The organism is Nonomuraea ferruginea, from assembly GCF_039540635.1.
GTDB classification, from domain to species: domain Bacteria; phylum Actinomycetota; class Actinomycetes; order Streptosporangiales; family Streptosporangiaceae; genus Nonomuraea; species Nonomuraea ferruginea.
This window is the reverse complement of the sequence record NZ_BAABFD010000003.1, coordinates 66,724-93,062: the sequence shown is the minus strand read 5'-3', so window position 1 is coordinate 93,062 and position 26,339 is coordinate 66,724. Positions and strand designations below refer to the sequence as shown.

Genomic DNA, 26,339 nt, shown 5'->3' with positions numbered 1-26,339 from the left:
GCATTCGATCGCCGGGCGTGAAGCGTACCGGAGGGGAGATCAGAGCTGAAGCCGATCCGTCTCGAATCCCCTAGTTTTCTGCTTAACACGACTTCTCGCTTTATAGTCGCATATATTACTTTCTGTCATCTAACGGGTCATATGTCCGAATCGGAAGATCGTAGCTCTCCGTAAACGGAAGCTAGCGGCCCGAACAAAGCGGCCCTCTGGACGATGGAAAACTCGTGAGGCGTTGGCTCAACTATGAGGTTTGTGCTCAAATTGGGCACCGAACTTGCCTGCGATCACGCGTCGGCGTGCCAAATGCGCGTGATCCCCACTAAGCAGCAGGCTATGGCGAGAGGTTGCCACAGTGAGGACACCAGCGACCGATTCCGGTCGTAGCAGGGCGCAAGACCTGCCGGGACCGCCCGTTTCCACGCTGGCGCCGGCGGACCGGCCGCTGCCCAAGCCGGGCAGCTCGTTCGCTCTGCGTAACTGGCGAGTACGGACCCGCCTCATCGCCCTCATCGCCATCCCGACGATCGTCGGCGTCCTCCTCGGCGCGCTGCGCGTCGGCACCTCCATCGGCAGCGCCCAGCAGTACGCGCAGGTCGGTGAGGTCAACACGCTGATGAGCAGTGTCGGGGAGCTCGCGCACAACCTGGCGGTCGAGCGCGACCGGGCCGCCCGCTACGTCGCCTCCAACCGCAGACAGGGCGAACTGCAGCCGCTGACCACGCAGCAGGATATCGTCGACGCCAGCGCCAAGCGCTTACTCGGGATTTCGGGCTCCGCCCAGGGCCTGCTGTCGGATCTGGGCCAGAGGCGTCTGGAACTCACCCGCTTCCGGCTCGGGCAGCTGCCCACGATGCGCAAGACGATCCAGGGAAGCCAGCTCCCGCCGCTGCCGACCATCGAGAAGTACAGCGAGGTCATCAGCGATCTGCTGCAGCTCTTCGACGAGGTCGGCCAGGGGGCGGCCGACGAGCAGATCACCTCGACCAGCACGGCCATGCGCGCCGTGGCCCGGGCCGAGGAGGAGACCTCCAAGCAGCGCGCGCTGCTGTCCGCCGCGCTGCTGAAGAACGAGTTCACCGGACCAGAGTTCAACGCCTTCGTCGACGCCCGCGCCCGCCGCGAGAGCGAGCGGGCGACCTTCCGCAGCGCCGCCACGCCGGCCCAGCGCCAGCACTTCGACAACACGGTCACCAGCGTCGAGGTCGGCCGGGCCGAGTTCTACGCCAACCGCGCGATCTTCCTGCACAACGCGGGGACGGCGCTGCAGCGCCTGGACACCACGACCACCAAGGACGTCGACAAGTGGTACGACTCCATCACGCGGACGGTCGACAAGCAGAACGAGGTGCAGAAGGCCCTCTCGCAGCAGATCGCCACCCGCAGCGCCGACCTGCAGGGCGCCGACCGGCAGGCGGCCGCCTTCAGCATCGGCCTGGTCATCCTGCTGCTGGCGCTGGTCCTCGTGGTCACCGCCGTCATGGCGCGCTCGCTCGTACGGCCGCTGAGGCGACTGCGCGGGGACGCGCTCAAGGTCGCCGGCAAGACGCTGCCCGGCCTGGTGCGTCAGCTGCGCGAGGGCGAGGCGGATCCGGAGTCGCTGCACGTGCCGCCCATCCAGATCTCCTCCAAGGACGAGATCGGTGAAGTCGCGCGGGCGTTCGACGAGGTGCACCGGGAAGCGGTGCGGCTGGCGGGCGAGGAGTCCCGCCTGCGGGCCAACGTCAACGCGATGTTCGTGAACCTGTCGCGGCGCAGCCAGACGCTGGTCGAGCGGCAGATCACCCTGATCGACGGCCTGGAGCAGGGCGAGCAGGACGAGCAGCGGCTGGCCAACCTGTTCAAGCTGGACCACCTGGCCACCCGCATGCGCCGCAACTCCGAGAACCTGCTGGTCCTCGCCGGCCAGGAGCCGCCACGCCGCTGGAGCCAGCCCGTCAAGATGGTCGACGTGGCCCGCGCCTCGCTCTCCGAGGTCGAGAACTACGAGCGGGTCGTGCTCCAGGTCCCCGACGGCGTCTCCGTCGCCGGCCAGGCCGTCAACGACGTCATCCACCTGATCGCCGAGCTGGTGGAGAACGCGCTGTCGTTCTCCCCGCGCGAGACCCGGGTGACGGTGTCCGGCAGCCGGATCGACGGCGGCGGCGTGATGCTGTCCATCAGCGACTCCGGCATCGGCATGACCCAGGAAGAACTCGTCCAGGCCAACGAGCGGCTCGCCCAGACCGTGGCCGTGGACGTCTCGGTCTCGCGCCGCATGGGCCTGTTCGTGGTCTCCCGGCTGGCGCAGCGGCACGGCATCCGCGTACAGCTCAGGACGCAGAGCGGCGGCGGGCTCACCGCGATGGTGCTGGTGCCCGAGAGCCTGCTGGGCGCGCAGACGCAGGGCTTCGACGGCGCGGCCGGCGCCGCCGGGGCGCTGGCCGGCATGCAGCGCGCCAGGGCCGAGGCCTTCACCTCGCCGCCGCCCGTGCCCCAGTGGGGCGACAACGGCTTCCAGATGAGCCCGGCGCACCCCTCGTACCCGGGGAGCGCGGAACCCAGCGGCTCCTGGCCCGCCACCAACGTGCAGTGGCCGTCCAACGGCGGCGGCTCGGGCGCGTGGCCGTCCGATCCGCGCGGCGGCGGCGGGTTCGACACCGACGACGTGTGGATCCCCTCGCGCGTCCCCGGCAGCTGGACGAACGAGCAGGCGCCGCCGATCGAGCGCCCCGCCGACCCGCTGCCGACCAGGAACCCGGCCAACCGCGGTAAGCAGGCGTACGACTTCCCGGAGACGGCCGAGTCGGGGGCCACCGGCCCCATGCCCGCGGTCAACGCCTCCTCGGGAGGGGACGACTACCTGCCGATCTTCGCCTCGGTGGAGTCGGCCTGGTTCGAGCGCGGTGGCAGCAGCGGCGCGTGGGGGTCGGCCAAGGCGGACGCGGGATGGACCGCCGCGCAGGCGGCGGCCGAACCCGTACGGGACGGCGCGACGGCCTCAGGGTTGCCCAAGCGGGTGCCGAAGGCGAACCTGGTGCCGGGCTCGGCCGACACGGCCGCGGCGCCCAAGGGGGTCGCCCCGATGCCCGCGATCTCACCGGACCGGGTGCGCAGCCGGCTGGCGAGCTTCCAGAAGGGCTTCCGTGCGGCACGCGACGACATCAGCGAGGGCAGGGCGAACGTCTCTGACCCGAGGGAGAACAGGGAGGAGGGCGCGTGAACGACCTGAGCCAGGCGGCGCGGGGAGTGGACTGGTTGGTCACGGACTTCGTCAACAGTGTTCCCGGTGTCGCGCATGCGGTGGTGGTGTCGTCCGACGGACTGCCCCTGGCCACGTCGGCCGGGTTTCCGGTGGACCGGGCCGACCAGCTGGCGGCGATCGCCTCCGGGCTGGTGAGCCTGACCCAGGGCGCGGCCCGGGTGTTCGAGGGCGGCGCCGTGAACCAGACGATCGTGGAGATGCAACGGGGGCTCATGCTGATCATGTCCATTAGCGACGGTTCCTGTCTGGGAGTGCTCGCCGCTCCGGACTGTGACATGGGGCTGGTCGCGTACCAGATGACGTTGATGGTGGATCGCGCCGGCAAGGTGCTGACCCCGGCGGTGCGTGCCGAGCTGCGCGCCAGCCAGACCAGGTGATGTAGGTGACGGACCCCAGATGGAACAGCGGCGGCTGGACTCCCCAGCCGCCTCCGCCGTCGAGCAACGACCCGGCCTCGCCGGTCCGTCCCTACGCGGTGACCGGCGGGCGGACCGCGCCCAGGGTCAAGCTCGCGATGGAGGCCCTGGTGTCGTCGGCGACGGCCGAGCACCGGGAGTTCTCCCACATCACTCCCGAATACCAGGCGATCAGCCATCTCTGCCGTCAGGTGCGGTCGGTCGCGGAGGTGTCGGCGCTGTTACGGATGCCCTTGGGCGTGGCGCGGGTGCTGATCGCCGACATGGCCGCTGAGGGCCTGGTCCGGGTGCACCAGCCGCAGCTGGACGAGGGCAGGCCGGATGTCAACCTGCTGGAAAGGGTGCTCAGTGGACTTCGCAGGCTCTAGCCCCGGGCTCACCTCGGCGAAGATCGTGGTGGCCGGCGGCTTCGGGGTGGGCAAGACGACGTTCGTCGGCGCCGTGTCCGAGATCATGCCGCTGACGACCGAGGCTGTGATGACCGACGCGTCGGCGGGGATCGACGACCTCGGCATGACCCCGCTCAAGACGACCACCACGGTGGCCATGGACTTCGGGCGGGTGTCCCTGGACCGCGACCTGATCCTCTACCTGTTCGGCACGCCCGGGCAGCACCGGTTCTGGTTCATGTGGGACGACCTGGTGAAGGGGGCGATCGGCGCGGTCGTGCTGGTCGACACGCGCCGGCTGGCCGACAGCTTCCCGGCCATCGACTACTTCGAAGAGGCCAAGCTGCCCTTCATCGTGGGCATCAACGGCTGGGACGGACGGTACCCGCACGGCGACAACGAGGTCCGTGAGGCGCTCACGCTCGCGCCGCACATCCCGCTCCTCCGTCTCGACGCGCGTACGAAGGACTCGGTCAAGGGCGCTCTGATCAACCTCGTGGAGCACGCGTTGTCGGTCCGGATGGCCGTGCCAGGCTGGAACGGCTAGCGAAGCGGATAGGCTGAGAGCAGACCCACATTCGCTTCGAGGACTGGCCAACCACGTGTTCGAGACGCTTTCCGACCGGCTGACATCGGTCTTCTCCTCCCTCCGATCCAAGGGTCGGCTGTCCGACGCCGACATCGACGCGACCACCCGCGAGATCCGCATCGCGCTGCTCGAGGCCGATGTCGCGCTCCCGGTGGTCAAGGCGTTCGTCGCCCGGGTCAAGGAGCGCGCCCGCGGTGCGGAGGTCTCGCAGGCGCTCAACCCGGCGCAGCAGGTCGTCAAGATCGTCAACGACGAGCTGATCGAGATCCTGGGCGGCGAGACGCGCAGGCTGCGTTACGCCAAGACGCCGCCGACCGTGATCATGCTCGCCGGTCTCCAGGGCTCCGGCAAGACCACGCTGGCGGGCAAGCTCGCCAAGTGGCTGCGCGAGCAGGGCCACGTGCCGCTGATGGTCGCCGCCGACCTCCAGCGCCCCAACGCGGTGCAGCAGCTCCAGGTGATGGGTGAGCGCGCGCAGGTCGCGGTCTACGCTCCGGAGCCCGGCAACGGGGTCGGCGACCCGGTCGACGTCGCCCGCCGCTCGATCGACGAGGCCAGGCGCCAGCAGCACGACATCGTCATCATCGACACCGCCGGCCGCCTCGGCATCGACCAGGAGCTCATGCGGCAGGCCGCCGACATCCGCGACGCGGTCCAGCCCGACGAGATCATGTTCGTGGTCGACGCCATGATCGGCCAGGACGCCGTCACCACGGCCCAGGCGTTCATGGACGGCGTCGGCTTCGACGGCGTGGTGCTCACCAAGCTCGACGGCGACGCCCGGGGCGGCGCTGCCCTGTCGGTGCGCCACATCACCGGCCGCCCGATCATGTTCGCCTCCACCGGCGAGAAGCTGGAAGACTTCGACGCCTTCCACCCCGACCGGATGGCCTCCAGGATCCTCGACATGGGTGACATCCTCACCCTGATCGAGCAGGCCCAGAAGACGTTCGACGAGGAGCAGGCCGCCAAGATGGCGGGCAAGCTCACCTCGGGCGAGAACTTCACGCTGGAGGACTTCCTCGAGCAGATGATGATGGTCCAGAAGATGGGCCCCATCAAGAACCTGCTCGGCATGATGCCCGGCATGGGGCAGATGCGCGACCAGATCAACTCGATCGACGACCGCGACCTCGACCGCATCGCCGCCATCATCCGTTCGATGACCCCGGCCGAGCGGCAGGACCCGAAGATCATCAACGGCTCCCGGCGGGCCCGCATCGCGAACGGCTCCGGCACCACGGTCAGCGCCGTCAACAACCTGGTCACCCGCTTCTTCGAGGCCCAGAAGATGATGAAGCGGATGGCCGGCGGCATGGGCATCCCCGGCATGCCGGGCGGCAAGGGCAAGGCGGCCAAGTCCTCCAAGAAGGCCAAGAAGGGGCGGCGCGTGAGCGGCGACCCGCGCAAGGCCGCGCTCGGCAAGGCGACCGCGGCCGACGAGGCCCCCGCCGCGCCCAAGAAGGGCGGCGCGCTGGGCAACCTCGGCGGCAAGCTGCCTCCGGGCGTCGAGCTGCCCCCCGGCTTCGACCCGTCGAAGCTGCGGCTGCCCGGCCAGAAGTAATCTTCGTGGCGGCGGGCGTGTGGGTCCCGGGCAGTGTCCGGCGTCTGGCACAATGACATGTTGGAACACCGTGACCAGGCGGGTGCCCTCTCACCTCCCGCAGGTCACGTTTGTCCCTTGAGCGGGCTCGCATCGTGCCCCACTCGATGAGAAGCCGCTCACTCGTGTCTGTGAACGCAGGAGAGACCACACCCGTGGCAGTCAAGATCAAGCTCAAGCGGCTCGGCATGATCCGCAACGCTCAGTACCGCATCATCGTCGCCGACAGCCGCACCAAGCGTGACGGCCGTGCGATCGAGGAGATCGGTCTGTACCACCCGAAGGAACACCCTTCGCGCATCGAGATCAATGGTGAGCGTGCCGCTTACTGGCTGGGTGTCGGCGCGCAGCCGACCGAGCCGGTGCTCAAGCTACTCAAGCTCACCGGCGACTGGCAGAAGTTCAAGGGCGAGCCCGCCCCGGCGCCTCTCAAGGTGGCCGAGCCGGCGCCCGACAGGCACGCCGTCTACGAGGCCGCCGCCAAGGAGGCCCTGGCCGGTGGCGAGACCGCCACCACCGCCACGACGCCGAAGAGGTCCAAGAAGAAGGACGAGGCCGAGGCCCCCGCCGAGACCCCGTCCGAGGGCGAGGGCTGACGTGCTCGAGGAGGCACTCGAGCACCTCGTGAAGGGCATCGTCGAACATCCCGACGATGTCCGGGTCCGCGCACGCCGCATCCGCAGCGGGCGCGTCCTGGAGGTCCGAGTGCACCCTGACGACCTGGGCAAGGTCATCGGCCGCGGCGGGCGCACCGCCAAGGCTCTGCGCACGGTCGTGAACGCCCTGGCCGACGGCAAGTACGTCCGGGTCGACCTGCTCGACCTGCACGAAGCGGTCCGTTGACGTCAGGTTTCGCGCGCCCTCATCGGTAAGCCCGGTGGGGGCGCTCGTGGTTGTGGAGAGGGAAGGTTCACGTGCAGCTGGTCGTCGGCCGGATAAGCCGTGCCCATGGAGTGCGCGGTGACGTCACCGTGGAGGTGCGCACCGACGATCCGGGGCTGCGCTTCGCCGTCGGCAACGCGCTCACGACCGACCCGCCCGAGCGCGGGCCGCTGGTGATCGAGAGCAGCCGCTGGCACAAGGGCGCGCTGCTGCTTTCGCTCGCCGGCGTCACCGACCGCGACAGCGCCGAGGAGCTCCGCGGCACCCTGCTCGTCATCGACTCCTCGGACGTCGAGCCGTCCGACGACCCCGACGAGTTCCACGACCACCAGCTCATCGGGCTCACGGTCGAGACCACCGGCGGCGAGACCGTCGGCGAGGTGGCCGACGTCCTCCACCACGGCCAGGACCTGCTCGTGGTGCGGCGCGGCGGCGGCCGCGAGGAGGCGCTCGTCCCGTTCGTGAAGGCGCTGGTCCCCGTCGTGGATCTGGAGGGCGGCAAGCTCGTCGTCGATCCGCCGGAAGGCCTGCTGTGAGGCTCGACATCATCTCGATCTTCCCTGAATACTTCGCGCCGCTCGGCGTCTCGCTGATCGGCAAGGCCCGCGAGCGCGGCACCCTCGACGTCCGCGTCCACCAGCTCCGCGACTGGGCGCACGACGTCCACAAGACCGTCGACGACACCCCTTACGGCGGCGGCCCCGGCATGGTGATGAAGCCGGAGGTGTGGGGCGAGGCCATTGACGACGTCATCGGCGACGGCGGGCCCCGGATGATCGTGCCGACGCCGAGCGGGCGGCCGTTCACCCAGGAGCTGGCCCAGGAGCTGGCGGGGGAGGAATGGCTGCTGTTCGCGTGCGGCCGCTACGAGGGCATCGACTCCCGGGTGATGGCCGAGTACGGCTCGCGGCTGCGCGTCGACGAGGTGAGCATCGGCGACTACGTGCTGGCGGGCGGCGAGGTGGCGGTGCTGGTGATGGTGGAGGCCATCGGCCGGCTGCTGCCCGGCGTGCTCGGCAACGTCCGCTCCGCCGTCGACGACTCCTTCGCGCCCGGGGCCATGCGCAACCTGCTTGAAGGCCCGGTCTACACCAAGCCGCCCGTCTGGCGGGGTCACGAGGTGCCGGACGTGCTGCTGTCCGGGCATCACGGCAAGGTCGCCAGATGGCGCCGTGACCAGGCGCTCCGCCGTACGGTCGCGACCCGGCCCGAGCTGCTCGCGGAGATCGACGCCGAGACGCTCGACAAGCACGACCGGCGGCTCCTCGACGAGCTGGCGTTTCGCGTCCCTCCGGAAGATGTGGCAAACTGAAGCGTCGCCAACTGCCATGTGGTTGGTCAGCATGCCCGGGAAGCTTCCCGGGTTCACCGAATCAGCAGGCGCGTCCGCCATGAGCTCAGGCCGGGTGGACCTCCGCGTGCTCGCGAGACTTGAGGAAGCATCTCTCATGCACACGAAGATCCAGGAGCTTGAGAAGGCCAACCTGCGCAGCGACGTCCCGGACTTCCGTCCCGGTGACACGCTCGAGGTCCACGTACGCGTCGTCGAGGGCAACCGCTCCCGCGTCCAGGTCTTCAAGGGGTTCGTGCTCCGCCGTCAGGGCGGCGGCGCCCGCGAGACCTTCACCGTCCGCAAGGTCAGCTACGGCGTCGGCGTCGAGCGCACCTTCCCGGTGCACAGCCCGGTGATCGAGAAGATCGTCGTGGCCAGCCGGGGCGACGTGCGCCGCGCCAAGCTCTACTACATGCGCGACCTGCGCGGCAAGGCGGCCCGCATCCGCGAGAAGCGTGAGACGCCCGTCAAGTGAGCCCGGCGTCCGAACGGCCCGCCCTGTGGGGCGGGCCGTTCCGCCTTTGCGGGGGCCTTCCCTTTATGTGGAGCGACTCGTGCCCGGTGTAACGTCGGTCGAGGCTTGCCGAGCCGACACATCATCTAGGCTCATCACCGATGACTAGCGAGAGCCAGGAGTACGGCGCGTCGCGCCGCCCTGTCGAGGACGAGGTGGACGTGGTCGCCGAAGAGACTCACCAACCGGCAAAAGGCGGGAAGCCCGACGAAGACCAGAAGAAGGAAAAGAAGGGCTCCTTCTGGAAGGAGCTCCCCGTCCTGGTCGTCGTGGCACTGGCCCTCGCGCTGATCATCAAGACCTTCGTGATCCAGGCGTTCTACATCCCGTCCGAGTCGATGGAGAACACCCTCCTCACCAACGACCGGGTCCTCGTCAACAAGCTCGTCTACCACACCCGCGACATCGAGCGCGGCGACGTCGTGGTCTTCTCCGGCGTCAACTCCTGGGACGGCGAGTTCCAGATGGAGGAGCCGAGCAACCCCGTCGAGGGCTTCTTCCGGTGGGTCGGCACCGCGTTCGGCATCGTGCCCGGTGAGAAGGACTACATCAAGCGGGTCATCGGCGTCGGCGGCGACCACGTCGAGTGCTGCGACAAGCAGCAGCGCATCACCGTCAACGGCGTGCCGCTCGACGAGAGCTCGTACCTCTACCCGGGCAACCTGCCCTCGCGTGAGGAGTTCGAGACCGACGTGCCGCCCGGCCACCTGTGGGTGATGGGCGACCACCGGCAGGTCTCCATGGACTCGCGCTCCCACACCGGCGATCCCGGCGGCGGGTCCATCCCCGAGAGCCAGGTCATCGGGCGGGCCTTCGTCATCGTCTGGCCGTTCTCCCGGGCCACCACGATCCCCATCCCCGAAACGTTCGCACAGCCCGCGCTCCAGGCGCTCAGCGGCGCGACACCGCTGGTCGCCGGGTTCGCGCTGGCCGTCCCCCTGGTTCTGGTCCGTAGGCGCTGGCTGCGGAGTAAGCGCTGATGGCCGCCACCGAGAAGGCGGAGTCCTTGGAGAAGAAGAAAAAGGGCGGCTTCCGGGAGACCGTCCTCCTGCTGATCACGGGGATCGGCATCGCCCTGTTGCTGCAGGCCTTCGTGGTCGGATCGTTCTACATCCCCTCGGAGTCGATGGAGAACACCCTCAAGATCAACGACCGGGTGTTCGTCAACAAGCTCGCCGGGCCGCCCGGGCGCGGCGACATCGTGGTGTTCAAGGGCTGGAACGGCGAAGACACCATCAAGCGGGTGATCGGCGTCGGCGGCGACCAGGTCAAGTGCTGCGACTCCAAGCGGCGCATCACCATCAACGGCAAGCCGCTCGACGAGTCGTCCTACCTCTACCCCGACGACTACCCCTCGGGCGACGAGTTCGACGTCAAGGTGCCCGAGGGCAAGCTCTGGCTGATGGGCGACCACCGCAGCGCCTCCGCCGACGCGCGCAGCCACATGGAGGAGCCCGGGGGCGGCTTCATCTCGGTCGACGACGTCATCGGCACGGCGGTCGTCCGCTACTGGCCGCTCGGACGCGGCACGATCTTCACGAAGCCTGACAGCTTCGCACGGGTCGAGTAGTCGCGGTTTGCGCCGGATGGGGCGTACGCTTCCAGTGTCATGACAGTAGCGTTCCGCCCTCGACCGAGCGTGGTCCGGCGTGATTCCGGGCTCTACGCCTACGAGCGGGCGCTGGCCCGCCGCGGCCTCACTCCCATCGCCGGAGTCGATGAGGCCGGACGTGGCGCGTGCGCCGGCCCGCTGGTCGTCGCCGCCGTCATCCTGCGCAAGCCGATCGAGGGGCTGGGCGACTCCAAGCTGCTCACACCCGCCGTGCGGGAGCGGCTGCACGACCTCATCCTCGCCACCGCGCACGTCGGCGTCGTCGTCATCCCTCCGGAGGTCATCGACGCCAGGGGGCTCCACAAGTGCAACGTGGCGGGAATGCGGCGGGCGGTCGCGCGGTTGGCCTGCGATCCGGGATACATCCTCACCGATGGCTTCCCGGTTCCGGGTCTGCCGGCGCCTTCGCTGGCGGTCTGGAAGGGGGACCAGGTGGCCGCCTGCGTGGCGGCCGCGTCGATAGTGGCGAAGGTGACGAGGGACCGGCTGATGGCCGCGCTCGACGAGGAGTTCCCGCTTTACGGCTTCGCCGAGCACAAGGGGTACGTCACGCCACAGCATCGCCTCGCACTCGAAACGCACGGCCCGTGCCCGCACCACCGTTACTCCTTCGTCACGGTGGCTAGGGGGATGGGCGAGAATGAAATGGGGGCCGGGGTTGCCTGATCAGGCACGCCGGGGGACCGGTACGACAGGAGGACCGCGATGAGCGCAGAGGATCTCGAAAAGTACGAGACCGAGATGGAGCTGCAGCTTTACCGCGAATACCGCGATGTCGTCGGATTGTTTACCTACGTGGTGGAAACGGAGCGGCGGTTCTACCTGACGAACTCGGTCGATCTGGACGTACGCACGGCGGAGAACGGCGATGTGTTCTTCGACGTGAAGATGCAGGACGCGTGGGTGTGGGACATGTACCGGCCCGCGCGGTTCGTGAAGAACGTCCGTGTGGTCACGTTCAAGGATGTCAACGTCGAAGAGCTGGCCAAGGCCGACCTGGAGATGCCCAAGGAGGGCTTCTCCGGTTAGCGGCGTGACAGATTGACGAAGGGGCGCGAGCTGTTCGCGCCCCTTCGTCGTATCTACGGGTCTTCTGGTTGTCCACAGGGCGCCCGCGCTCACCCCCGCTGTCCCCAGAGCCACGTTCGGGGCCGGACGCGGCGGCCCCCGTGCGCGAAGGTCAGTGCCCGGAGGTGGCACACATGGCCGCGAAGAACGAACTCGGCAGGCACGGCGAGCAACTCGCCGCCGACTACCTGCGTGCCGAGGGCATGACCATCATCGAGCGCAACTGGCGCTGCCGCCACGGCGAGATCGACATCATCGCCGAGGACGGCCCCACCCTCGTGGTGGTCGAGGTCAAGACCCGATCGAGCATGTCGCACGGCACGGCGCTGGAGTCCGTGCGCCCCGCCAAGCTGGCCCGCCTGCGCGCACTCGCCGCCAAATGGCTGGCCGCGGAGTCGCGCACGTACGCCACGGTCAGGATCGACGTGATCGCCCTGGACCGCTTCGCGGGCGACTACTCCCTGCGCCACGTGCGGGGGGCGTCGTAGATGGCGGTCGCACGCACCCGCAGCGTCGCCCTGGTCGGCGTCACGGGCAGCTCGGTGGAGGTGGAGGCCGACGTCGGCAACGGCCTGGCGGGCATCCACCTCATCGGGCTGCCCGACGCGGCGCTGAGCGAGGCCAGAGAGCGGGTCCGCTCGGCCATGGTCAACAGTCATTTCCCGTGGCCCGACGCCCGCATCACGGTCAGCCTGTTCCCCGCCAGCGTCCCCAAGCGCGGCAGCCAGTTCGACCTGTCCATAGCGGTGGCCATCCTGGGCGCCGCCGGAGTGGTCCCGGCGAGCCGCATTGCGGGCCCGTTCTTCCTCGGCGAGCTCGGCCTCGACGGACGCCTCCGCCCGGTGCGCGGCGTGCTCCCGTCCGTGCTGAGCGCGGCCAAGGAGGGCGACGACATCACCGTCGTGGTCCCGGCGGCCAACGCCGCGGAGGCCGCCCTGGTCCCGGGCGTGCGGGTGATCCCGGTGCCCGACCTGCGCCGCCTCGTGGAGTGGCTCCGCGCGGACGACTTCCCGTCGTCGATCGAGACGCCCGCCCACCCTCCGACGCCGGGCGGGACGCCCGATCGCTTCGGGGCGCCCGCCCACCCTCCGACGTCGGCCGCAACGCCCGACCGCTTCGGGGCGCACGGCCACCCCCTGACGCCGGCCGGGACGCCCGACCGCTTCGGGGCGTCCGGGCACTCGCGGCCGTCCCCGCCCGTCCAGCCGCACGTCGACCTGTCCGACGTGGTCGGCCAGCCCATGGCCAGGCGCGCCCTGGAGGTCTGCGCCGCGGGCAACCACAACCTGTGGATGCTCGGCCCGCCCGGCACCGGCAAGACCCTCCTGGCCGAGCGCCTGCCCACGCTGCTCCCCGACCTGGAGCTCGATCACGCCCTGGAGGTCACGGCCATCCACTCCGTCGCCGGCGCGCTCCCGCCCAACAGCCCCATGGTCTTCCGTCCGCCGTACATCAGCCCGCACCACACCGCCACGGCGGCGGCGATCGTCGGCGGCGGCAGCTCGGTCGTCCGTCCCGGCGCGGTCTCCCTGGCGCACCGGGGCATCCTGTTCATGGACGAGGCGCCCGAGTTTCCCTCCCACGTGCTCGACTCGTTGCGGCAGCCGCTGGAGTCCGGGCAGGTGACCGTGTCCAGGTCGATCGGCTCCGTCACCTTCCCCGCGCGTTTCATCCTCGTGCTGGCGGCCAACCCCTGCCCGTGCGCCCAACCGCAGGACAAGGGCGGAGAGTGCCAGTGCTCGCCCACCACCCGGCGCCGCTACCTGAGCAGGCTCTCCGGCCCGCTCCTCGACCGCGTCGACATGAAGGTCACCGTGGCGCGCTCGTCCAGACGCGAGCTGATGGCCGACCGGCAGTTCGTCGAGACCAGCGAGACCGTGGCAGGGCGCGTTCTCGCGGCCCGCGCCCGCGCCGCCGAACGCCTCATCGGCACGCCATGGCGGACCAACGCCGAAGTCCCCTCCGCGGCCCTGCACTCCCGGTTCCGGCCGTCAGACGCCGCCATGAAGCCCATGACGAGCTGCCTCGACTCCGGCTCCCTGAGCGCCCGCGGCCTCGACCGTGTCGTCCGCGTCGCCTGGACGCTCGCTGACCTGGCGGGCAAGCCCCGCCCCGACGAGGACGAGACCTCGGCCGCGCTGGCCCTCTGGCTCGGCCTCAATCCATGACAGCCATCCGCCACCGGAGGATCACCATGAGCACCCCCGATCACGAGGCGAGAGCCGCCCTCATGCGCGCCGCCGACGCCGGCGACACCGTCATGGGCGCCCTCGTGTCCCACCTGGGCGCCGTCCAAGCGCTCCAAGCCGTACGGGAGAGGGCCGCGCCACCCGGGTTCGCCCTCGCCGAAGAGCTGGCCGGCCGCTTCCAGAGCTGGCACGCCCGCCTGGCGGCCTGCGACCCCGCGGCCGACCTGGAGGCGGGCGAGCGGGCAGGCGCCAGGCTCGTCATCCCCGGCGACGCCGAATGGCCCACCCAGCTGGACGCGCTCGGCTCCGGCCGCCCGCTCGGCCTCTGGCTTCACGGCACGGCCGACCTGCGCTTCTCCTGCCTGCGTTCGGTCGCGGTGGTCGGCGCGCGAGCCGCCACCTCCTACGGCGTCCACGTCGCCGCCCAGTTCGGCATCGGGCTGAGCGAGGCCGGATGGACTGTGGTGTCCGGCGGCGCATTCGGCATCGACGGCGCCGCCCACAGGGGAGCGCTGGCCGCCGGAGGCCCCACGGTGGTGGTCCTGGCCTGCGGCGTCGACTACTGCTACCCGGCGGAGCACCGTTCCCTGTTCGCCGGAGCCCGCGACCGGGGCGTGCTGGTCAGCGAATGCCCGCCGGGCGTCCGGCCGACCCGGTCCCGCTTCCTGATCAGAAACCGCGTCATCGCCGCCCTGTCCAGAGGCACCCTGGTTGTGGAGGCAGCCCTGCGCAGCGGCGCGCTCAACACGGCCGGCCACGCCCTCACGCTCGACAGGCATCTCGGCGCCGTCCCCGGCCCCATCACCTCCGCCCTGTCCGACGGCTGCCACCGTCTCCTGCGCGAACGCAAGGCCGTCTGCGTGACGACCCCGGAGGAGATGATCGAACTCGTCGGCGTCATGGGCGACGACCTCGCCCCCGCGTTGCGGGCCCCCGCCCTTCCCCGGGACTCTCTGCCGGAGCAGACCAAACGCGTCCTGGACGCGGTCCCGGCCCGGATCAGCGCGGGCCCCGCCACCATCGCCGTGACCGCCGGCGTGGACCTCAACACGGCCCTCAGCGCTCTGGGCTCCCTGGCGGCCACCGGCTACATCGAACGCACCGCCGGCGGCTGGCGCGCCCGCCGCCCGGTCTCACCGATCTACCCGAAGGCCGAACCCGCCCTTCCGCGGTCCACCCCGGCGGCAGCCGCCGACGACCTCGGCGTCGTACCGAATCCGCCCAGGGAAGCGTCCTTGGGGAGCAACTCCGGCGTACGTGATGAGCTCCCAGAGGTGGTGTCGTCCGTCCCCGTCGACCGCGACCCTGGCGGCGTGCCGACGGAACCGGCGGGATCGGAGCCGTCGTCCCGCTCGGCGGCGGTAGGTGCACCGGCTCTATCGGCCCCCACGGAGGGACCTTCCTTCCACGGTCCGGGATCACCCGCCAGCACGGGGAAATTCGCGGCTGGGACATCGGTTCACGCGAAGGAGTCTCTTGTGCAGGGTTCCGCGACGCCGGTCAGCTCGGCGGAGCCTGGGACTGGGGCGTCTGCCCGTGCGGGGGAGTGTCCTGTGCGGGCTTCGGCTTCGCCGGTCAGTTCGGCGGAGCCTGGGACTGGGGCATCGGTCCGTGCGGAGGAGTGTCTTGTGCATGCCTCCGCGACGCCGGTCAGCTCGGGGGCGTTTCCGGCTGGGGCCTCGTCGTCAGCGCATATGGGTAGGGCTCCCTCCCGTGTTTCGGCATTGCCGGTCGGTTCGGCGGAGTTTGGGGCTGGGGCGTCGGTCCGTGTGGGGGAGTGTCCTGTGCAGGCTCCGGCGTCGCAGGACTGGGCGGGACAGCCCTCGGCCAGGGGATGCGCGTCCTCGGTTGGTCTGGGGGCGGCTGCGGGCGGGGCGTCGGAATCCTCCGATTGGGTGGGTGGGCTTCTGGATCGGGGTTCGCGGTCGGAGTCCTCGGTATGCCCGGAAGAGATCGCAGGCGCTGTTCCGGAGACGCTGGCCTGTCCGAGTGCGTTGGCCGGGCCTTCCGCTTCGTCGGAGGAGTGCGCTGATCCCGGAGGCCTGATCCCGCGACCACGACCGGCTCGCGAATGAGCGCACGCGGTCACGCGGGGGTCAGGATCGCTGCTCATGTTCGCCTTGGGCGTCGCCTCCTGTGACGGCCACGGCACCGCCTGAGGCGACTCGATGACCACTGCGCCGCCGAGCAGGCGATCGCTGAGGTTCTCCCTATCGGGACGGGGGACTGGGAGATCGCTGGAATGCGGGAGCCGGCGGCGTGCCAACGATGCGTGGGATCGAACTCTCGTTGAACGGTGCTGGGCGGTGAGCCCGGATGGGCCAGTCGGCCAGGGGTCAACACCAGGTCTCAGGGTTTGCGTTCGCGACATCACGGGAGCGATCGAGCGAGAAGCGCTCTCTTCGGAAGGAGGGGAGTAATCGCCATGGGGAAAGATTGAGGGGTGGCTGACGGTGGAGGCGCTGTGGACGTCAACGACGTGATCGGGGAGTTCGAGTCGTACCTGCGGTTCGAGCGGGACCTCTCGCCGCATACGGTCCGGGCCTATGCCGGTGACGTGACCTCGTTGCTCGAACACCTCGGCGGCACGATCGACGGCCTGGACGTGAGCGCGCTGCGGGGATGGCTGGCGACGCAACATGACGAGGGCAAGGCCCGCGCCACGCTCGCCCGGCGGACGGCGTGCCTGCGGACGTTCACCGCCTTCTGCCATCGGCGCGGGTGGCTCCCCGACGATCCCGGACTGCTACTGGGCACGGCCAAGGCCCCACGCGCGCTGCCCGCCGTACTCGATCAGGAACAGGCGCGGCAGGCGCTCGACACGTCACCCACCGGGGAGCCGAAGGATCTGCGCGATCAGGCCATGCTGGAGTTGCTGTACGCGACGGGGATCCGGGTGAGCGAGCTGTGCGGGCTGGACGTCGACGACGTGGACCGGGATCGGCGGGTCGTGCGGGTGCTGGGCAAGGGGCGCAAGGAGCGGGCGGTGCCGTTCGGCGCTCCGGCGCTGCAGGCGCTGGACAGGTGGTGCGTGCACGGCAGGCCCCTGCTGATGCGTGAGGGGAGCGGGCCGGCGCTTTTCCTGGGGGTGCGCGGCGGGCGGATCGACGCGGGCACGGTCAGGCGGGTGGTCCACGCCCGGGTGCGGCAGGTGGAAGGTGCTCCTGACATGGGGCCGCACGGGCTGCGGCACAGCGCCGCGACCCACCTGCTCGAAGGCGGGGCCGACCTGCGCAGCGTCCAGGAGCTCCTCGGTCACGCCTCGCTCAGCAGCACCCAGGTCTACACGCACGTCTCGATCGACCGCCTCCGCCGCGCCTACAACCAGGCCCACCCCCGAGCCTGACCACCGGGCACCGCACCGCCACGCGGTCTCCGCTCTGGTTCCTGCCCCCGAGCGTTCGCGTCGCCGCTCGTGTCACAGGTGCCGGCTCTGGTTTTGAGTACTGGTGTTTGCCGATGGAAAGTCCTCGGCAGGTGGTTCGTCTTGACCGACCGCCTACCGGAGATCTCATCAGTTCTCTTTGAAAACGCCGTCTTCATGTGGGGGAGGAAGCGGACCTCTGCGCGGCAGGGCAGGGGCAGACGATTTGCCGCTAAGAAGTCCAAACAAAATGATCTAGGAATACTGGTGATCGCTCTCAGGTTGATCACCGGTATGAGGAAGGGCGAGCAGCCACCGTGGATCATCTCGGATGAGCTGTGGGCTCGAATCGAACCGTTGCTGCCGGTCGTGCCGCGCCGTACTGATCATCCGGGCCGCAAGCGCCTGGATGACCGGAGGGTCCTGTCGGGCATCTTGTTCGTGCTCTACACCGGTATCCCTGGGAGTTCCTGCCTCAAGAGCTGGGCTTCGGTTCGGGGATGACCTGCTGGCGGAGACTGCGGGACTGGCATCAGGCCGGGGTGTGGCAGAAGCTGCACGAACTCCTGCTGGCTGAACTGCATACCGTGGGCAAGCTGGACTGGTCCAAGGCGGTGATCGACAGCTCCCACATCCGGGCGCTGAAGGGTGGCCCGAAACGGGTCCGAGCCCGGTCGACCGTGCCAAGCCGGGCTCCAAGCACCACGTCATCGCCGACGGCAACGGCATCCCGCTCGCCCTCAGCCTGACCGGCGGCAACCGCAACGACGTCACCCAGGTCATGCCGCTGCTCCGGTCGATCCCGCCGGTACGTAACCGGCGCGGCCGGTCACGTCAACGCCCGAAGGCGTTGTACGCCGACCGGGGCTACGACCATGACAAGTACCGCCGGATGTGGTGGGCCACAGGCGTCAAGCCGGTCATCGTCCGCCGGGGTACCGGGCACGGCTCCGGCCTGGGTGCACATCGTTGGGTAATCGAGCAGACGATCGCCCTGCTGCACTGGTTCCGCCGCCTGCGCATCCGCTGGGCGATCCGCGACGACATCCACGAAGCCTTCATGACCCTCGCCGCTGCGATCATCTGCTGGCGACGGCTCACGAGCAGCTGATAACAAGTCAGCGATCGGATCCAACCGCCGATAGGTCCCCCACGGCGTCGGCGTAGTACGCCGAGCCTGCCAGGTGGAACGCTATCTGTCGGAATGTCCAGCCCGCGCCGGGCGATCGGTCGAGCTGGTCTAGGGTGAGCGCGCTCAATCGGTTGGTCCAGATCTGGCTGAGCCGGGTGAGCCGGCTCTTGGCCTCGTCCAGGTCCTGGTCAGTGAAGGGCGCCAGATCGCCAGGAGTTGTGCTCGCTGACGCATGCCAGCGATCAGGAATCGTGGGGTTGCCAGCCAGCCGTGCGTCCACCTCGGCGAGATGATCGATGAGGTGATCGGCGACTCGGCGGATTGCCTTGTGCGGGGTGTAGATCCGATCACCGGCGCGCACCGGGTGACCGTCCCACGTTGTCCACGTCGCTGCCAGGTCGAGTACGTAATCGATCATCAACGACACGACCAGCGCCGGTTCACGATCATCAGTGGTCGGAATCTCATCGGACATCTACGGCCTCCAGCTCAACGCGTCTCACGGCCGGACGGGACACACTCACTGACCCCGACCCGGCGCAAACCGACAACGGCTTAGGAACGGAACCTAGGCTCCAGACATCTCGATCGGCATCGAAGTATGGATGCACAGCCGGTCAAGACTCATTCCGTTAGGACCTCTAAGCGGGCCGCCGTTGAAACGCGGCACGACAACGCACGGTTCGGTGGTGTGCTGGTTCGGTGGCGACAACCAAGACACTGAACCAGCGATCAGAACCAACCCTGGCCAACTGCGACCATCCCAACCACACCGTGCGGACCCGCGCACTGTACGCCTACCTGCGCTGGCGCAACGCTTACGCTCGTCATCCCGACGTGCTGGCCACGCAACGACGCGAACGCGCCCGTATCCGCGGCGAGAAAGGCATCCGCGGGGGTGGCCGAACGCTGGCATCCGCCGCATACCACCCGCTCGGTACTCTCGCCACGCTGAAGGAAAGGACCGTTCGCACCTCATGCAGATCCTGCAGACGAATCCCGCGCTGCTGAGCCGACTACTGCCGGCGGCCCAACCGGAGGATCTCACCGTCCGCCAAGGACAATTCCACCAGGTAGTGATCGGCGCGGACCGTGTCGTGTGCCTGCCTCGCACCGAGGCTGCGGCCACCCGGCTGCCGCGCAGGGCCGCTGTCTTGCGCCTGCTTGCCGGATTCGATCTCGGCTTCCGCACGCCTCGGCCACTGCCGGAGAGCAACACTCAGGGCACAGACCAGCCGCAGTTCCTGGTCCTCAGCCGCGTTCCCGGAGCCCCGCTGGAGGTCGAAGCACTCAAAGACCCCCCGGTGGCCGAGGCCGCGGCGGCGCAGTACGTCACGCTGCTTACCGAGTTGGCCAGGATCGGCACTGAGGAGAACGTGCGAGCGGCCCTGCCGGCACCGCAAGATCGATGGCGGCAGTTCGCAGCCGACGTCCGCGCCGAACTGTTCGGGCTCATGTCCGATGGCGGGCGTCGACGAGCCGAGCGAGAGCTCGCGGCGCTCGACGGCCTTCCCCACATCACCGATGCGGTGGTCCACGGTGATCTCGGTGCGGAGAACGTCCTATGGGAGTGCCATGACGGATTGCCCGTGCTCAGCGGGGTGATCGATTGGGATGAGGTCACGATCGGTGATCCCGCGGAGGACCTTGCGGCCGTTGAGGCCGGCTACGGCACGCATTTCTTGAATCGGGTACTGACGCTGGGCGGCTGGACGGACAGCACGATGGCCACCCGCATCGCCATCATTCGCACAACCTTCGCCCTGCAGCAGGCTCTATCCGCGCACCGGGACGGCGACGAAGAACAACTAGCGGACGGCCTGATCGGCTACCGCTGAATCCGTCCCCCGGCGCCACCGTGATCGTCGTCTACTCCCCTCACTGGTGTTGACGGACAGCACCCGATCCCCGAAGACGCGGACGAGCCTCTGCAAAGGAGCTCATGCCTGCAATAACCCGGTGATCGTTTCCGGTCACAGCACTAGCTGTGAAGGGGGAGCCTTCACGGTCGGCCGGTTGTGAAGGGGGAGCCTTCACGGGCGACCGGTTGTGAGGCGGGAACCTTCACGGTCGGCCGGTTGTGAAAGGGGAACCCTCGCGGGCGTCCGTGGGATCCCGGTCCTTCCGGGACGGGAGGATGTCTGCGATCGGCCCGAGGGCCTCGGGCCGATCGCACACCTCGTGGCGGGCTTGGACGTGGGGTCCTAGGACGGCTCGTCCGGGAACCAGGTGCCGTGGAAGCCTGTCGGCACGCCGCGTGGCAGGTGGACGGTCGCCACCGGTCCGGCGGCGACGTCGGAGGCGTCGAGCACGAGGAGGCGGGACGCGTTCCCGTCGAGGGTGGTGGTGATAGTGATCAGCCAGCCGTCGTCCTCACGGCGGGGCCCGGAGGTCGCGGGCACGAAGACAGCCTCGCCGGTGCTCGTCCACTCGGGCAGGGCGTGGCCGGTGACCTCGCCGCCCGACAGGTCGTACTTGACGATCTCGGGGCCGGCGACGGCGTAGAGATAGCGCGCGCCCCGGCCGACCCGTTCGTCGTCGAGTGTCGGGAACTCCACCGAGCGGTCGTCGAGCGTCTCCTCCTTGGCCACGCCGGTCACCGGGTCGAGCGTCCAGCGGTGCAGCAGGGCCGAGGCGGAGGAGGCGGCGGCAGCGGCGGCGGGCCCCGCCGGGTCGTCCGTGATGTCGGGGGTGCTCCAAAGGGCGGTGAAGTCGGCGCGGGCGTAGCGGACGGCGTTGAGGACGATACGGCCCGACGCGTCCTCGTGAGCGTCGCCGACGTGGAAGACGTAGCAGGGATCGACGTCGAACCAGCGCACCGGGGCGTCGGGCCGGTCGTGGCGCATGACGCCGAGGCGGGCGCCGTATCCGTCGTCCCACTGGTAGGGCATGGTCTTGCCGACCAGTTCCGGCCGGAAGGTGAGCGGAAGGTCGAGCCAGACCACATGGTGCTCGGTGATGGCGAAGTCGTGCATCATCGTGCCCCCGGGGACGGTGATCTCACGACTGTGAACGAGCTCGCCTGACGCGTCGAGCCGGTGGTAGGTCAGGTAGGGCGGGACCATGCCGTACCCGAAGAAGTGCAGTTCGCCCGTCGCTGGGTCCTGCTTCGGGTGCGCGGTCATGGCGGTGGTGAGCCGCCCGCCGAAGTCGTGCGCGCCGACCGTGTCGAGCTCCGGCGTGACCTCGTACGGCAGGCCGCCCTCCTCCAGTGCGAGGATGCGGCCCGCGTGGCCGATGACGTGCGTGTTCGCGGCCGAGATGGACAGGTCGGGGGTGCCGTCCGGCCTGAGCTCCGGCCGGCCGGCGAGATACGCCGTGCGGACCCACCGGTTGCGGTACCACTCGGCGCGGCCGTCGCGCAGCCGTACGCCGTGCAGCATGCCGTGTCCGAGGAACCAGTGGTCGGACGGCTCTCCCGGTAGCGGGTTGGGGCCGTTGCGGATGTAGCGGCCGTTGAGCTCGGGCGGCAGCGTGCCGGTCACGGGCAGGTCCGCGGCGTCGATCTCGTCGGGGACCGGGGCCAGGTGGCCGGTCATGTGGGCGGGTGTCTGTGGCATGTGGGTTCCTCTCGATGCTGCTGACCAGTCTTTACATATCCAATTGGACATGTCAATACTGACATGTCCAATTGGAGTGATAAGGTCGGCGGCATGGCGCTGCAATACGCACTGCTCGGCCTGCTGGCGGAGCAGCCGGCGAGCGGGTACGAACTGGCGAAGGCGTTCGAGGGCGACCTCGGCCGGTACGCCTGGCAGGCCGGTCACAACCGGATCTATCCAGAGCTGGCCCGTCTCGTCGACGAAGGCCTGGTCGAGCGTGCCGAGGAAGGCGCGCGGGGCCGCCGCGTCCACACCCTCACCGCCGCGGGGCTCGAGGAGTTGCGTGCGTGGCTGCGCCAACCGTGGGAGGGCAGCACGGTGCGCAACGAGGGAGTGCTGAGGCTCTTCCTGCTGTCCGCGCTCGATCCCGGCGACGCCCGGAAGATCCTCCATGAGGTCGCCGCGCGGTGTGAGGAGGAGCTCGCCCCGCTCAGGGACATCGTGTCCGGCGAGACGCCGATCTCCCCGGAGGGGCGTCTGGAGCTCGGCTGGCTTGCCGCCGGCTATGGCCTGCGCCAGTACGAGGCCTCCCGGGACTGGGCCGTCTGGGCTCTCGGCGAGCTCGACAAGGTTGACCACGGGGGCATGAAAGCCTCGGGGTGACTCTCGCCGGCGATCATCCGGTCGGTGATGAGGATGGCCAGGGCCTGTTGGTGTCCTGCCGGGGTCTCTCTGCCTGTGATCACGTGCGGGTCCCGGGTGATGGTGGCTGTTGGGTGAGGGTTGCCGTGGTCATCGCTTGTTCGCTCAGTTGTCGCCCTTCGCTGCCGGGGCTGGGCGATCCGGCTCTTTTCTGTGCTGGCCTCTGGTGGCCGGAGGGCGGACTGCGTGCTTCCCCCGTGATCGGCGCCTGCGGGCTCTCGTACGGAGCAGGCGGAGGACGAGGCCGAGCAGGAGGAGGGCGGCGAGGGCCGTCAGGGCGAGAGGGCCTGGTGGCGGGGTGGCGGCGGATCGGGGGAGGAAGGCCGGGAGCCGGTTCGGGGATCCGGTGGGCAGAGCTGACGAGGTGGCGGCCGGTGTCGGCACCTGGGCTGAGATCGCGGTGACCTGTGGCGGGAGTTGTGCCGAGGCCGCGGTGGCGGGTGGTGGCAGTCGGGCCGAGGTCGCGGTGGCCGGTGGCGGCAGTTGTGCCGAGGCCGCGGTGACTGGTGGCGGCATTTGGGCCGGGATCGCGGTGGCAGGTTCGGACTCCCAATAGGGCAGGAGGCGGATGCGGGTACCGGTCAGCAGGAGGAGGGGATCGAGGTACGTCAGGCCGTCGCGGAGCCCCCAGTGGAGGCAGGACTCCAAGCAGTGCGGCGGGGCCGGGGCGAGGGCGCCCAGGAGATCGCCTGCTGACACCGGGTCGCCCGGGCGGACTGCCGGGGTCACCGGGAGGTATGTAGTCCGCAGGCCGCCCGCGTGGTTGACGGTGACGACGCCTCGGCCTGCTACTGAGCCCGCGAAGCCGACCGAACCTGCACCCGCGGCGAGGACCGGGGCGGCAGGTGGTGCAGCGAGGTCGACGCCTCTGTGACCGGCCAGCCAACGGGCCGGCGGCGGGGAGAAACGGCGCAGGATCTCGGGAATGCCGTCCAGGGGCCATCGCCAGGCGTTGCCAGCAGGTGCGGCGAACAGCGCCCCGGTGCCACGGGCCGCGGATGGTGTGCGGAACGGGATCCCGGTGCGGTGGGTTGCGGATGGTTCGGTGAGGGGACGCGCGGTACGGGTCGCCGCGGGCGGTGGTGCGAGGAGGGTCCCGGCGCGGATGGGCGCGGGGAGGGGAGGGCGGGCGCCGCGGGGCATGGACGCTGCGGCGGGTACGTGTGGGTCGGCGTTCGCCGAGACAAGGGGTGCGGCGGCGGAAAAGGCGACAACCAGGAGGGGGATGGCCAGGGCGATGCGGGGAGGCATGCACGTGAGTGTGCGGCTCAGCGGGGCGGCGGTCCTGGGGCGAACGCGGTTCTGTGGACAAGGGCGGCGGGCGGTGGCAGGGCTGTGGACGAGGAGAGGGCGCCGTACGTGGAAGGGAGTTCTGTCTTGCCTCAGAACGGTCCGTCCTTGATGAACCTCCTGTCTTGCCTAAGACGGTCCTTCCTTGACCTCCTGTCCGCCTAAGACGGTCCGTCTTCGACGTCCTGTCTCGCCTAGGACGGTCGTCCTTGACCCCCTCTCTCGCCCAAGACGATCCGTCCTCGATATGTCTCGCCCGGAACAGACCGTCCTCTGACGAACCTCATGGACGGGCGGCAGGCCTCTAGACCAAGGGCTGGCGCTTGGTGACCTGGCGTTCCTGGTGCGTTGAGGAGTTCAACGGCACGGAGTCGGGCTGCCGGTAGGACGGGGGGCGCGAGGACGGGGAGCGGAGGGGAGAGGCCCAGATCCAGAGGATGGCGGTCGCGATCCCGACCGCGCACACCAGGATCACCGGACGCAGGCCGAGCACCTCGGCCAGGGCCCCGCCCGCGAGCCCGCCCAGCGCCATCACGCCCTGGACGGCGAAGGTCATGGTCGCGTTGACCCTGCCGCGCAGTTCCTCGGCCGTGTCGCGCAGGATGATCCCGCTCATGCACGAGGCGAACGCCACCACGATGCCGCCCGTCGCCGTCCCGGTCAGGGCGAGCACGGTGACCTTCCACCACAGCGGCCCGTCCAGCAGGCCGACGGCCAGGATCTCCAGAGGGAAGAACAGCACCGAACCCAGCAGCACCTTGTTCTCGCCGTACCGTTCGGCCAGGCGGGTGACCGCCCAGGCGCCCAGGAGACCCCCGACGCCGCCGAGCGCGGTGAGCAGGCCGATCAGGCCCTTCGGGATTCCGAGGGTGTGCAGCATGTACAGCATCGACACGGCCACGTACGCCATCGCGAAGAAGTTGATCGTCACCCCGGCCCCCAGCAGGGCGCGGAGCACAGGCTGGGTCACGCTCACCCGCAGGCCCGCGACCACGTCACGCCACAGGCCGCGCGAGGGGGCGGGCTGCCGGTTCTCGGGCGTCCTGATCGTCCGCAGGAGCAGCGCCGACACCAGGAAGGAGATGCCTTCGACCAGCACGGCCAGCGGCGCGGTCAGCACCTGCACCAGCACGCCCGCCAGCCCGGGCCCGGCCACGGACGCCACCGAGTAGGAGGCGTTGAACCCGGCCATCGCGGCGGTCCTCTGGTCAGGAGGGACGAGCGCGGCCACGTACGGGAAGTTGGCGGACCTGAAGAGCACCGCCGCCGTGCCGATCACGAGGGCGACGGCGATCAGCCACGGGATCGTGAGCACCCCGAGGAACCACGCCAGCGGCACGGTGAGGGCGGCGGCGCAGGACACCAGCTCACAACCGATCATGAGCGGCCGGTGGCGGCGCAGGCGGTCGGCGATCGCGCCCGAGTGCAGGCCGAACAGCAGGGCGGGCACCGAGGCGGCGGCCGTCAGCACGCCCATCTGGAAGGGCGAGGCGGCCAGCAAGGTGATCGCGGTCAGCGGCACGGCGAGCTTGGAGACCTCCGAGCCGGTGATCGAGATGGTGCGCGCCGACCAGAGCAGCCGGTAGTCGCGCTGCCGGCGCAGCGGTACGGACGGGTTCATGCGTCGAACTCCAAGATGTGAAAGAAACCCTTTAGGACTATGAAAGTAATCCTTCAGAGTTCTGAAGGCAATCTTTCAGATCTGATCGCGGTACCTTGGGCGCATGGACACGGAAGGGCTCAGCGACCCGAAGGCGATGCGGGCCCTGGCTCATCCGGCCAGGCTGGCGATCCTGAGCCGGCTCCGCATAGAGGGCAGCGCCACCGCGACCGAGGTGGCCGAGAGCGCCGGCATCACGCCCAGCGCCGCCAGCTACCACCTGCGGATGCTGGCCAAGTACGGCTTCGTCGAGGACGCGCCGCCGCGCGGCGACGGCCGGGAGCGCCTGTGGCGGTCGATCGGCACGGCCCTGCAGGTCGGCGTAGTGCCCGAAGACCGGCCGGACGTCCGCGAGGCCAAGAACGTCCTGATCCGCGCGCTCCGCCGCGACGCCCACGACGAGGTGGAGCGGGCGCTGAGCGCCGTCGAGCAGGAGCCCGAGGAGTGGCGCGACGCCACCCTCTTCTCCCGGACGACGCTCAGGCTCGACGCCTCCGAGATGGCGCGCCTGGCCGGGGAGATCGGCAAACTGCTGGAGCCGTACGTGGCGAGCAGCCGGAGCCAGGAGGACGCGCCGGAAGGCGCGCGGATCGCCGAGGCCCAGATCAACCTGTTCGTACGCTCCAGCAGGCCGGTTCCTGGCCTGCCCACCGAAGACCACGACAGGGCGGCGCCGGGTCCGGACGGGCCGCGTTGACCTGATCGGTCAGGCGGGTGCGGCGCGGGAGGTAGACTTTTCGGTGGCCTGGGACCCAGGCCGACTTCGCATGCCTCGCCAAGGATCGCGCCATCGGTCCGGGTTCTGCCCGGCTG

General features: G+C 69.6%; 25 protein-coding genes and 2 pseudogenes. 23 read left to right on the top strand and 4 right to left on the bottom strand.

Annotated features, from left to right (window positions below):
* The first annotated feature begins 352 nt into the window (after positions 1-352).
* The 19 genes and pseudogenes from ABD999_RS07060 (at position 353) to ABD999_RS06970 (ending at position 18,311) form a co-directional block, all read left to right on the top strand.
* Complete coding sequence (locus ABD999_RS07060; RefSeq protein ID WP_219546584.1) at positions 353-3,199, top strand: sensor histidine kinase; 2,847 nt, start codon at positions 353-355, stop codon at positions 3,197-3,199.
* Positions 3,196-3,618 (top strand): roadblock/LC7 domain-containing protein, encoded by a 423-nt coding sequence (locus ABD999_RS07055; RefSeq protein ID WP_148033784.1) that lies wholly within the window; start codon positions 3,196-3,198, stop codon positions 3,616-3,618. The genes ABD999_RS07060 and ABD999_RS07055 overlap by 4 nt, the downstream gene beginning before the upstream one ends.
* A 5-nt stretch (positions 3,619-3,623) precedes the next feature.
* Positions 3,624-4,025 carry a DUF742 domain-containing protein gene (locus ABD999_RS07050; protein WP_148033783.1) on the top strand — a complete coding sequence of 134 codons (402 nt, stop codon included), beginning with the start codon at positions 3,624-3,626 and terminating at the stop codon, positions 4,023-4,025.
* A complete protein-coding gene (locus ABD999_RS07045; RefSeq protein ID WP_148033782.1) occupies positions 3,979-4,593 on the top strand; it encodes a GTP-binding protein in 615 nt (204 codons plus the stop codon). Before ABD999_RS07050 ends, ABD999_RS07045 begins: the two co-directional genes overlap by 47 nt.
* A 55-nt stretch (positions 4,594-4,648) precedes the next feature.
* Positions 4,649-6,199 (top strand): signal recognition particle protein, encoded by a 1,551-nt coding sequence (ffh, locus tag ABD999_RS07040; RefSeq protein WP_271275861.1) that lies wholly within the window; start codon positions 4,649-4,651, stop codon positions 6,197-6,199.
* 194 nt (positions 6,200-6,393) lie between these two features.
* Positions 6,394-6,834: a 30S ribosomal protein S16 gene (rpsP, locus tag ABD999_RS07035; RefSeq protein WP_148033780.1), complete on the top strand. Its 441-nt coding sequence runs from the start codon at positions 6,394-6,396 to the stop codon at positions 6,832-6,834.
* Between the two features lies 1 nt (position 6,835).
* Positions 6,836-7,081 (top strand): RNA-binding protein, encoded by a 246-nt coding sequence (locus tag ABD999_RS07030; RefSeq protein WP_148033779.1) that lies wholly within the window; start codon positions 6,836-6,838, stop codon positions 7,079-7,081.
* A gap of 71 nt (positions 7,082-7,152) precedes the next feature.
* Positions 7,153-7,656, top strand: coding sequence for a ribosome maturation factor RimM (gene rimM, locus ABD999_RS07025; RefSeq protein WP_148033778.1), 504 nt, complete (start codon positions 7,153-7,155; stop codon positions 7,654-7,656).
* Positions 7,653-8,432, top strand: a complete 780-nt coding sequence (trmD, locus tag ABD999_RS07020; RefSeq protein WP_271275860.1) for a tRNA (guanosine(37)-N1)-methyltransferase TrmD — start codon at positions 7,653-7,655, stop codon at positions 8,430-8,432. The genes rimM and trmD overlap by 4 nt, the downstream gene beginning before the upstream one ends.
* 136 nt (positions 8,433-8,568) lie before the next feature.
* The gene (gene rplS / locus ABD999_RS07015) at positions 8,569-8,928 is read left to right on the top strand and encodes a 50S ribosomal protein L19 (RefSeq protein ID WP_148033776.1); all 360 of its coding nucleotides are present in this window, start codon (positions 8,569-8,571) and stop codon (positions 8,926-8,928) included.
* Between the two features lie 140 nt (positions 8,929-9,068).
* Positions 9,069-9,947, top strand: coding sequence for a signal peptidase I (lepB, locus tag ABD999_RS07010; RefSeq protein WP_219546585.1), 879 nt, complete (start codon positions 9,069-9,071; stop codon positions 9,945-9,947).
* The gene (gene lepB, locus ABD999_RS07005) at positions 9,947-10,537 is read left to right on the top strand and encodes a signal peptidase I (protein ID WP_148033774.1); all 591 of its coding nucleotides are present in this window, start codon (positions 9,947-9,949) and stop codon (positions 10,535-10,537) included. Before lepB (ABD999_RS07010) ends, lepB (ABD999_RS07005) begins: the two co-directional genes overlap by 1 nt.
* Positions 10,538-10,576: 39 nt before the next feature.
* The gene (locus ABD999_RS07000; RefSeq protein WP_345482631.1) at positions 10,577-11,245 is read left to right on the top strand and encodes a ribonuclease HII; all 669 of its coding nucleotides are present in this window, start codon (positions 10,577-10,579) and stop codon (positions 11,243-11,245) included.
* A gap of 39 nt (positions 11,246-11,284) precedes the next feature.
* Complete coding sequence (locus ABD999_RS06995) at positions 11,285-11,608, top strand: DUF2469 domain-containing protein (RefSeq protein WP_026215037.1); 324 nt, start codon at positions 11,285-11,287, stop codon at positions 11,606-11,608.
* 173 nt (positions 11,609-11,781) lie between these two features.
* Positions 11,782-12,135: a YraN family protein gene (locus ABD999_RS06990; RefSeq protein WP_148033772.1), complete on the top strand. Its 354-nt coding sequence runs from the start codon at positions 11,782-11,784 to the stop codon at positions 12,133-12,135.
* Positions 12,136-13,815 carry a YifB family Mg chelatase-like AAA ATPase gene (locus tag ABD999_RS06985; RefSeq protein ID WP_271275858.1) on the top strand — a complete coding sequence of 560 codons (1,680 nt, stop codon included), beginning with the start codon at positions 12,136-12,138 and terminating at the stop codon, positions 13,813-13,815. It begins immediately after the preceding gene.
* A gap of 26 nt (positions 13,816-13,841) precedes the next feature.
* On the top strand, positions 13,842-15,911 hold the full coding sequence (dprA, locus tag ABD999_RS06980) for a DNA-processing protein DprA (protein ID WP_333485694.1): 2,070 nt from the start codon (positions 13,842-13,844) through the stop codon (positions 15,909-15,911).
* A 389-nt stretch (positions 15,912-16,300) separates the two neighbouring features.
* Complete coding sequence (locus tag ABD999_RS06975) at positions 16,301-17,182, top strand: tyrosine recombinase XerC (RefSeq protein WP_261808791.1); 882 nt, start codon at positions 16,301-16,303, stop codon at positions 17,180-17,182.
* Between the two features lie 312 nt (positions 17,183-17,494).
* A pseudogene (locus ABD999_RS06970) lies at positions 17,495-18,311 on the top strand (IS5 family transposase).
* 7 nt (positions 18,312-18,318) lie between these two features.
* Here the strand turns inward: ABD999_RS06970 and ABD999_RS06965 are convergent.
* Entirely contained in the window at positions 18,319-18,807 is a 489-nt protein-coding gene (locus ABD999_RS06965) for a hypothetical protein (RefSeq protein ID WP_271275857.1), read from the bottom strand.
* Positions 18,808-19,073: 266 nt separating this feature from the next.
* Between ABD999_RS06965 and ABD999_RS06960 the strand changes: the two are divergent.
* A pseudogene (locus ABD999_RS06960) lies at positions 19,074-19,256 on the top strand (IS630 family transposase); the annotation flags it as partial.
* A 53-nt stretch (positions 19,257-19,309) separates the two neighbouring features.
* A complete protein-coding gene (vph, locus tag ABD999_RS06955) occupies positions 19,310-20,170 on the top strand; it encodes a viomycin phosphotransferase (protein WP_271275856.1) in 861 nt (286 codons plus the stop codon).
* Between the two features lie 366 nt (positions 20,171-20,536).
* Here the strand turns inward: vph and ABD999_RS06950 are convergent, their stop codons facing one another.
* Positions 20,537-21,892 (bottom strand): carotenoid oxygenase family protein, encoded by a 1,356-nt coding sequence (locus ABD999_RS06950; RefSeq protein WP_271275855.1) that lies wholly within the window; start codon positions 21,890-21,892, stop codon positions 20,537-20,539.
* Between the two features lie 93 nt (positions 21,893-21,985).
* Here ABD999_RS06950 and ABD999_RS06945 point away from each other — a divergent pair, with 93 nt between their 5' ends.
* The gene (locus ABD999_RS06945) at positions 21,986-22,537 is read left to right on the top strand and encodes a PadR family transcriptional regulator (RefSeq protein WP_271275854.1); all 552 of its coding nucleotides are present in this window, start codon (positions 21,986-21,988) and stop codon (positions 22,535-22,537) included.
* 144 nt (positions 22,538-22,681) lie between these two features.
* On the opposite strand, the gene ABD999_RS06940 is transcribed toward ABD999_RS06945, so the two are convergent.
* Both ABD999_RS06940 and ABD999_RS06935 read right to left on the bottom strand, forming a co-directional pair.
* Complete coding sequence (locus ABD999_RS06940) at positions 22,682-23,719, bottom strand: peptidoglycan DD-metalloendopeptidase family protein (protein ID WP_271275894.1); 1,038 nt, start codon at positions 23,717-23,719, stop codon at positions 22,682-22,684.
* Between the two features lie 451 nt (positions 23,720-24,170).
* Positions 24,171-25,487: an MFS transporter gene (locus tag ABD999_RS06935; protein ID WP_271275853.1), complete on the bottom strand. Its 1,317-nt coding sequence runs from the start codon at positions 25,485-25,487 to the stop codon at positions 24,171-24,173.
* Between the two features lie 103 nt (positions 25,488-25,590).
* Between ABD999_RS06935 and ABD999_RS06930 the strand changes: the two genes are divergently transcribed.
* Positions 25,591-26,223, top strand: coding sequence for an ArsR/SmtB family transcription factor (locus ABD999_RS06930; RefSeq protein ID WP_271275852.1), 633 nt, complete (start codon positions 25,591-25,593; stop codon positions 26,221-26,223).
* The last annotated feature ends 116 nt before the right edge of the window (positions 26,224-26,339 follow it).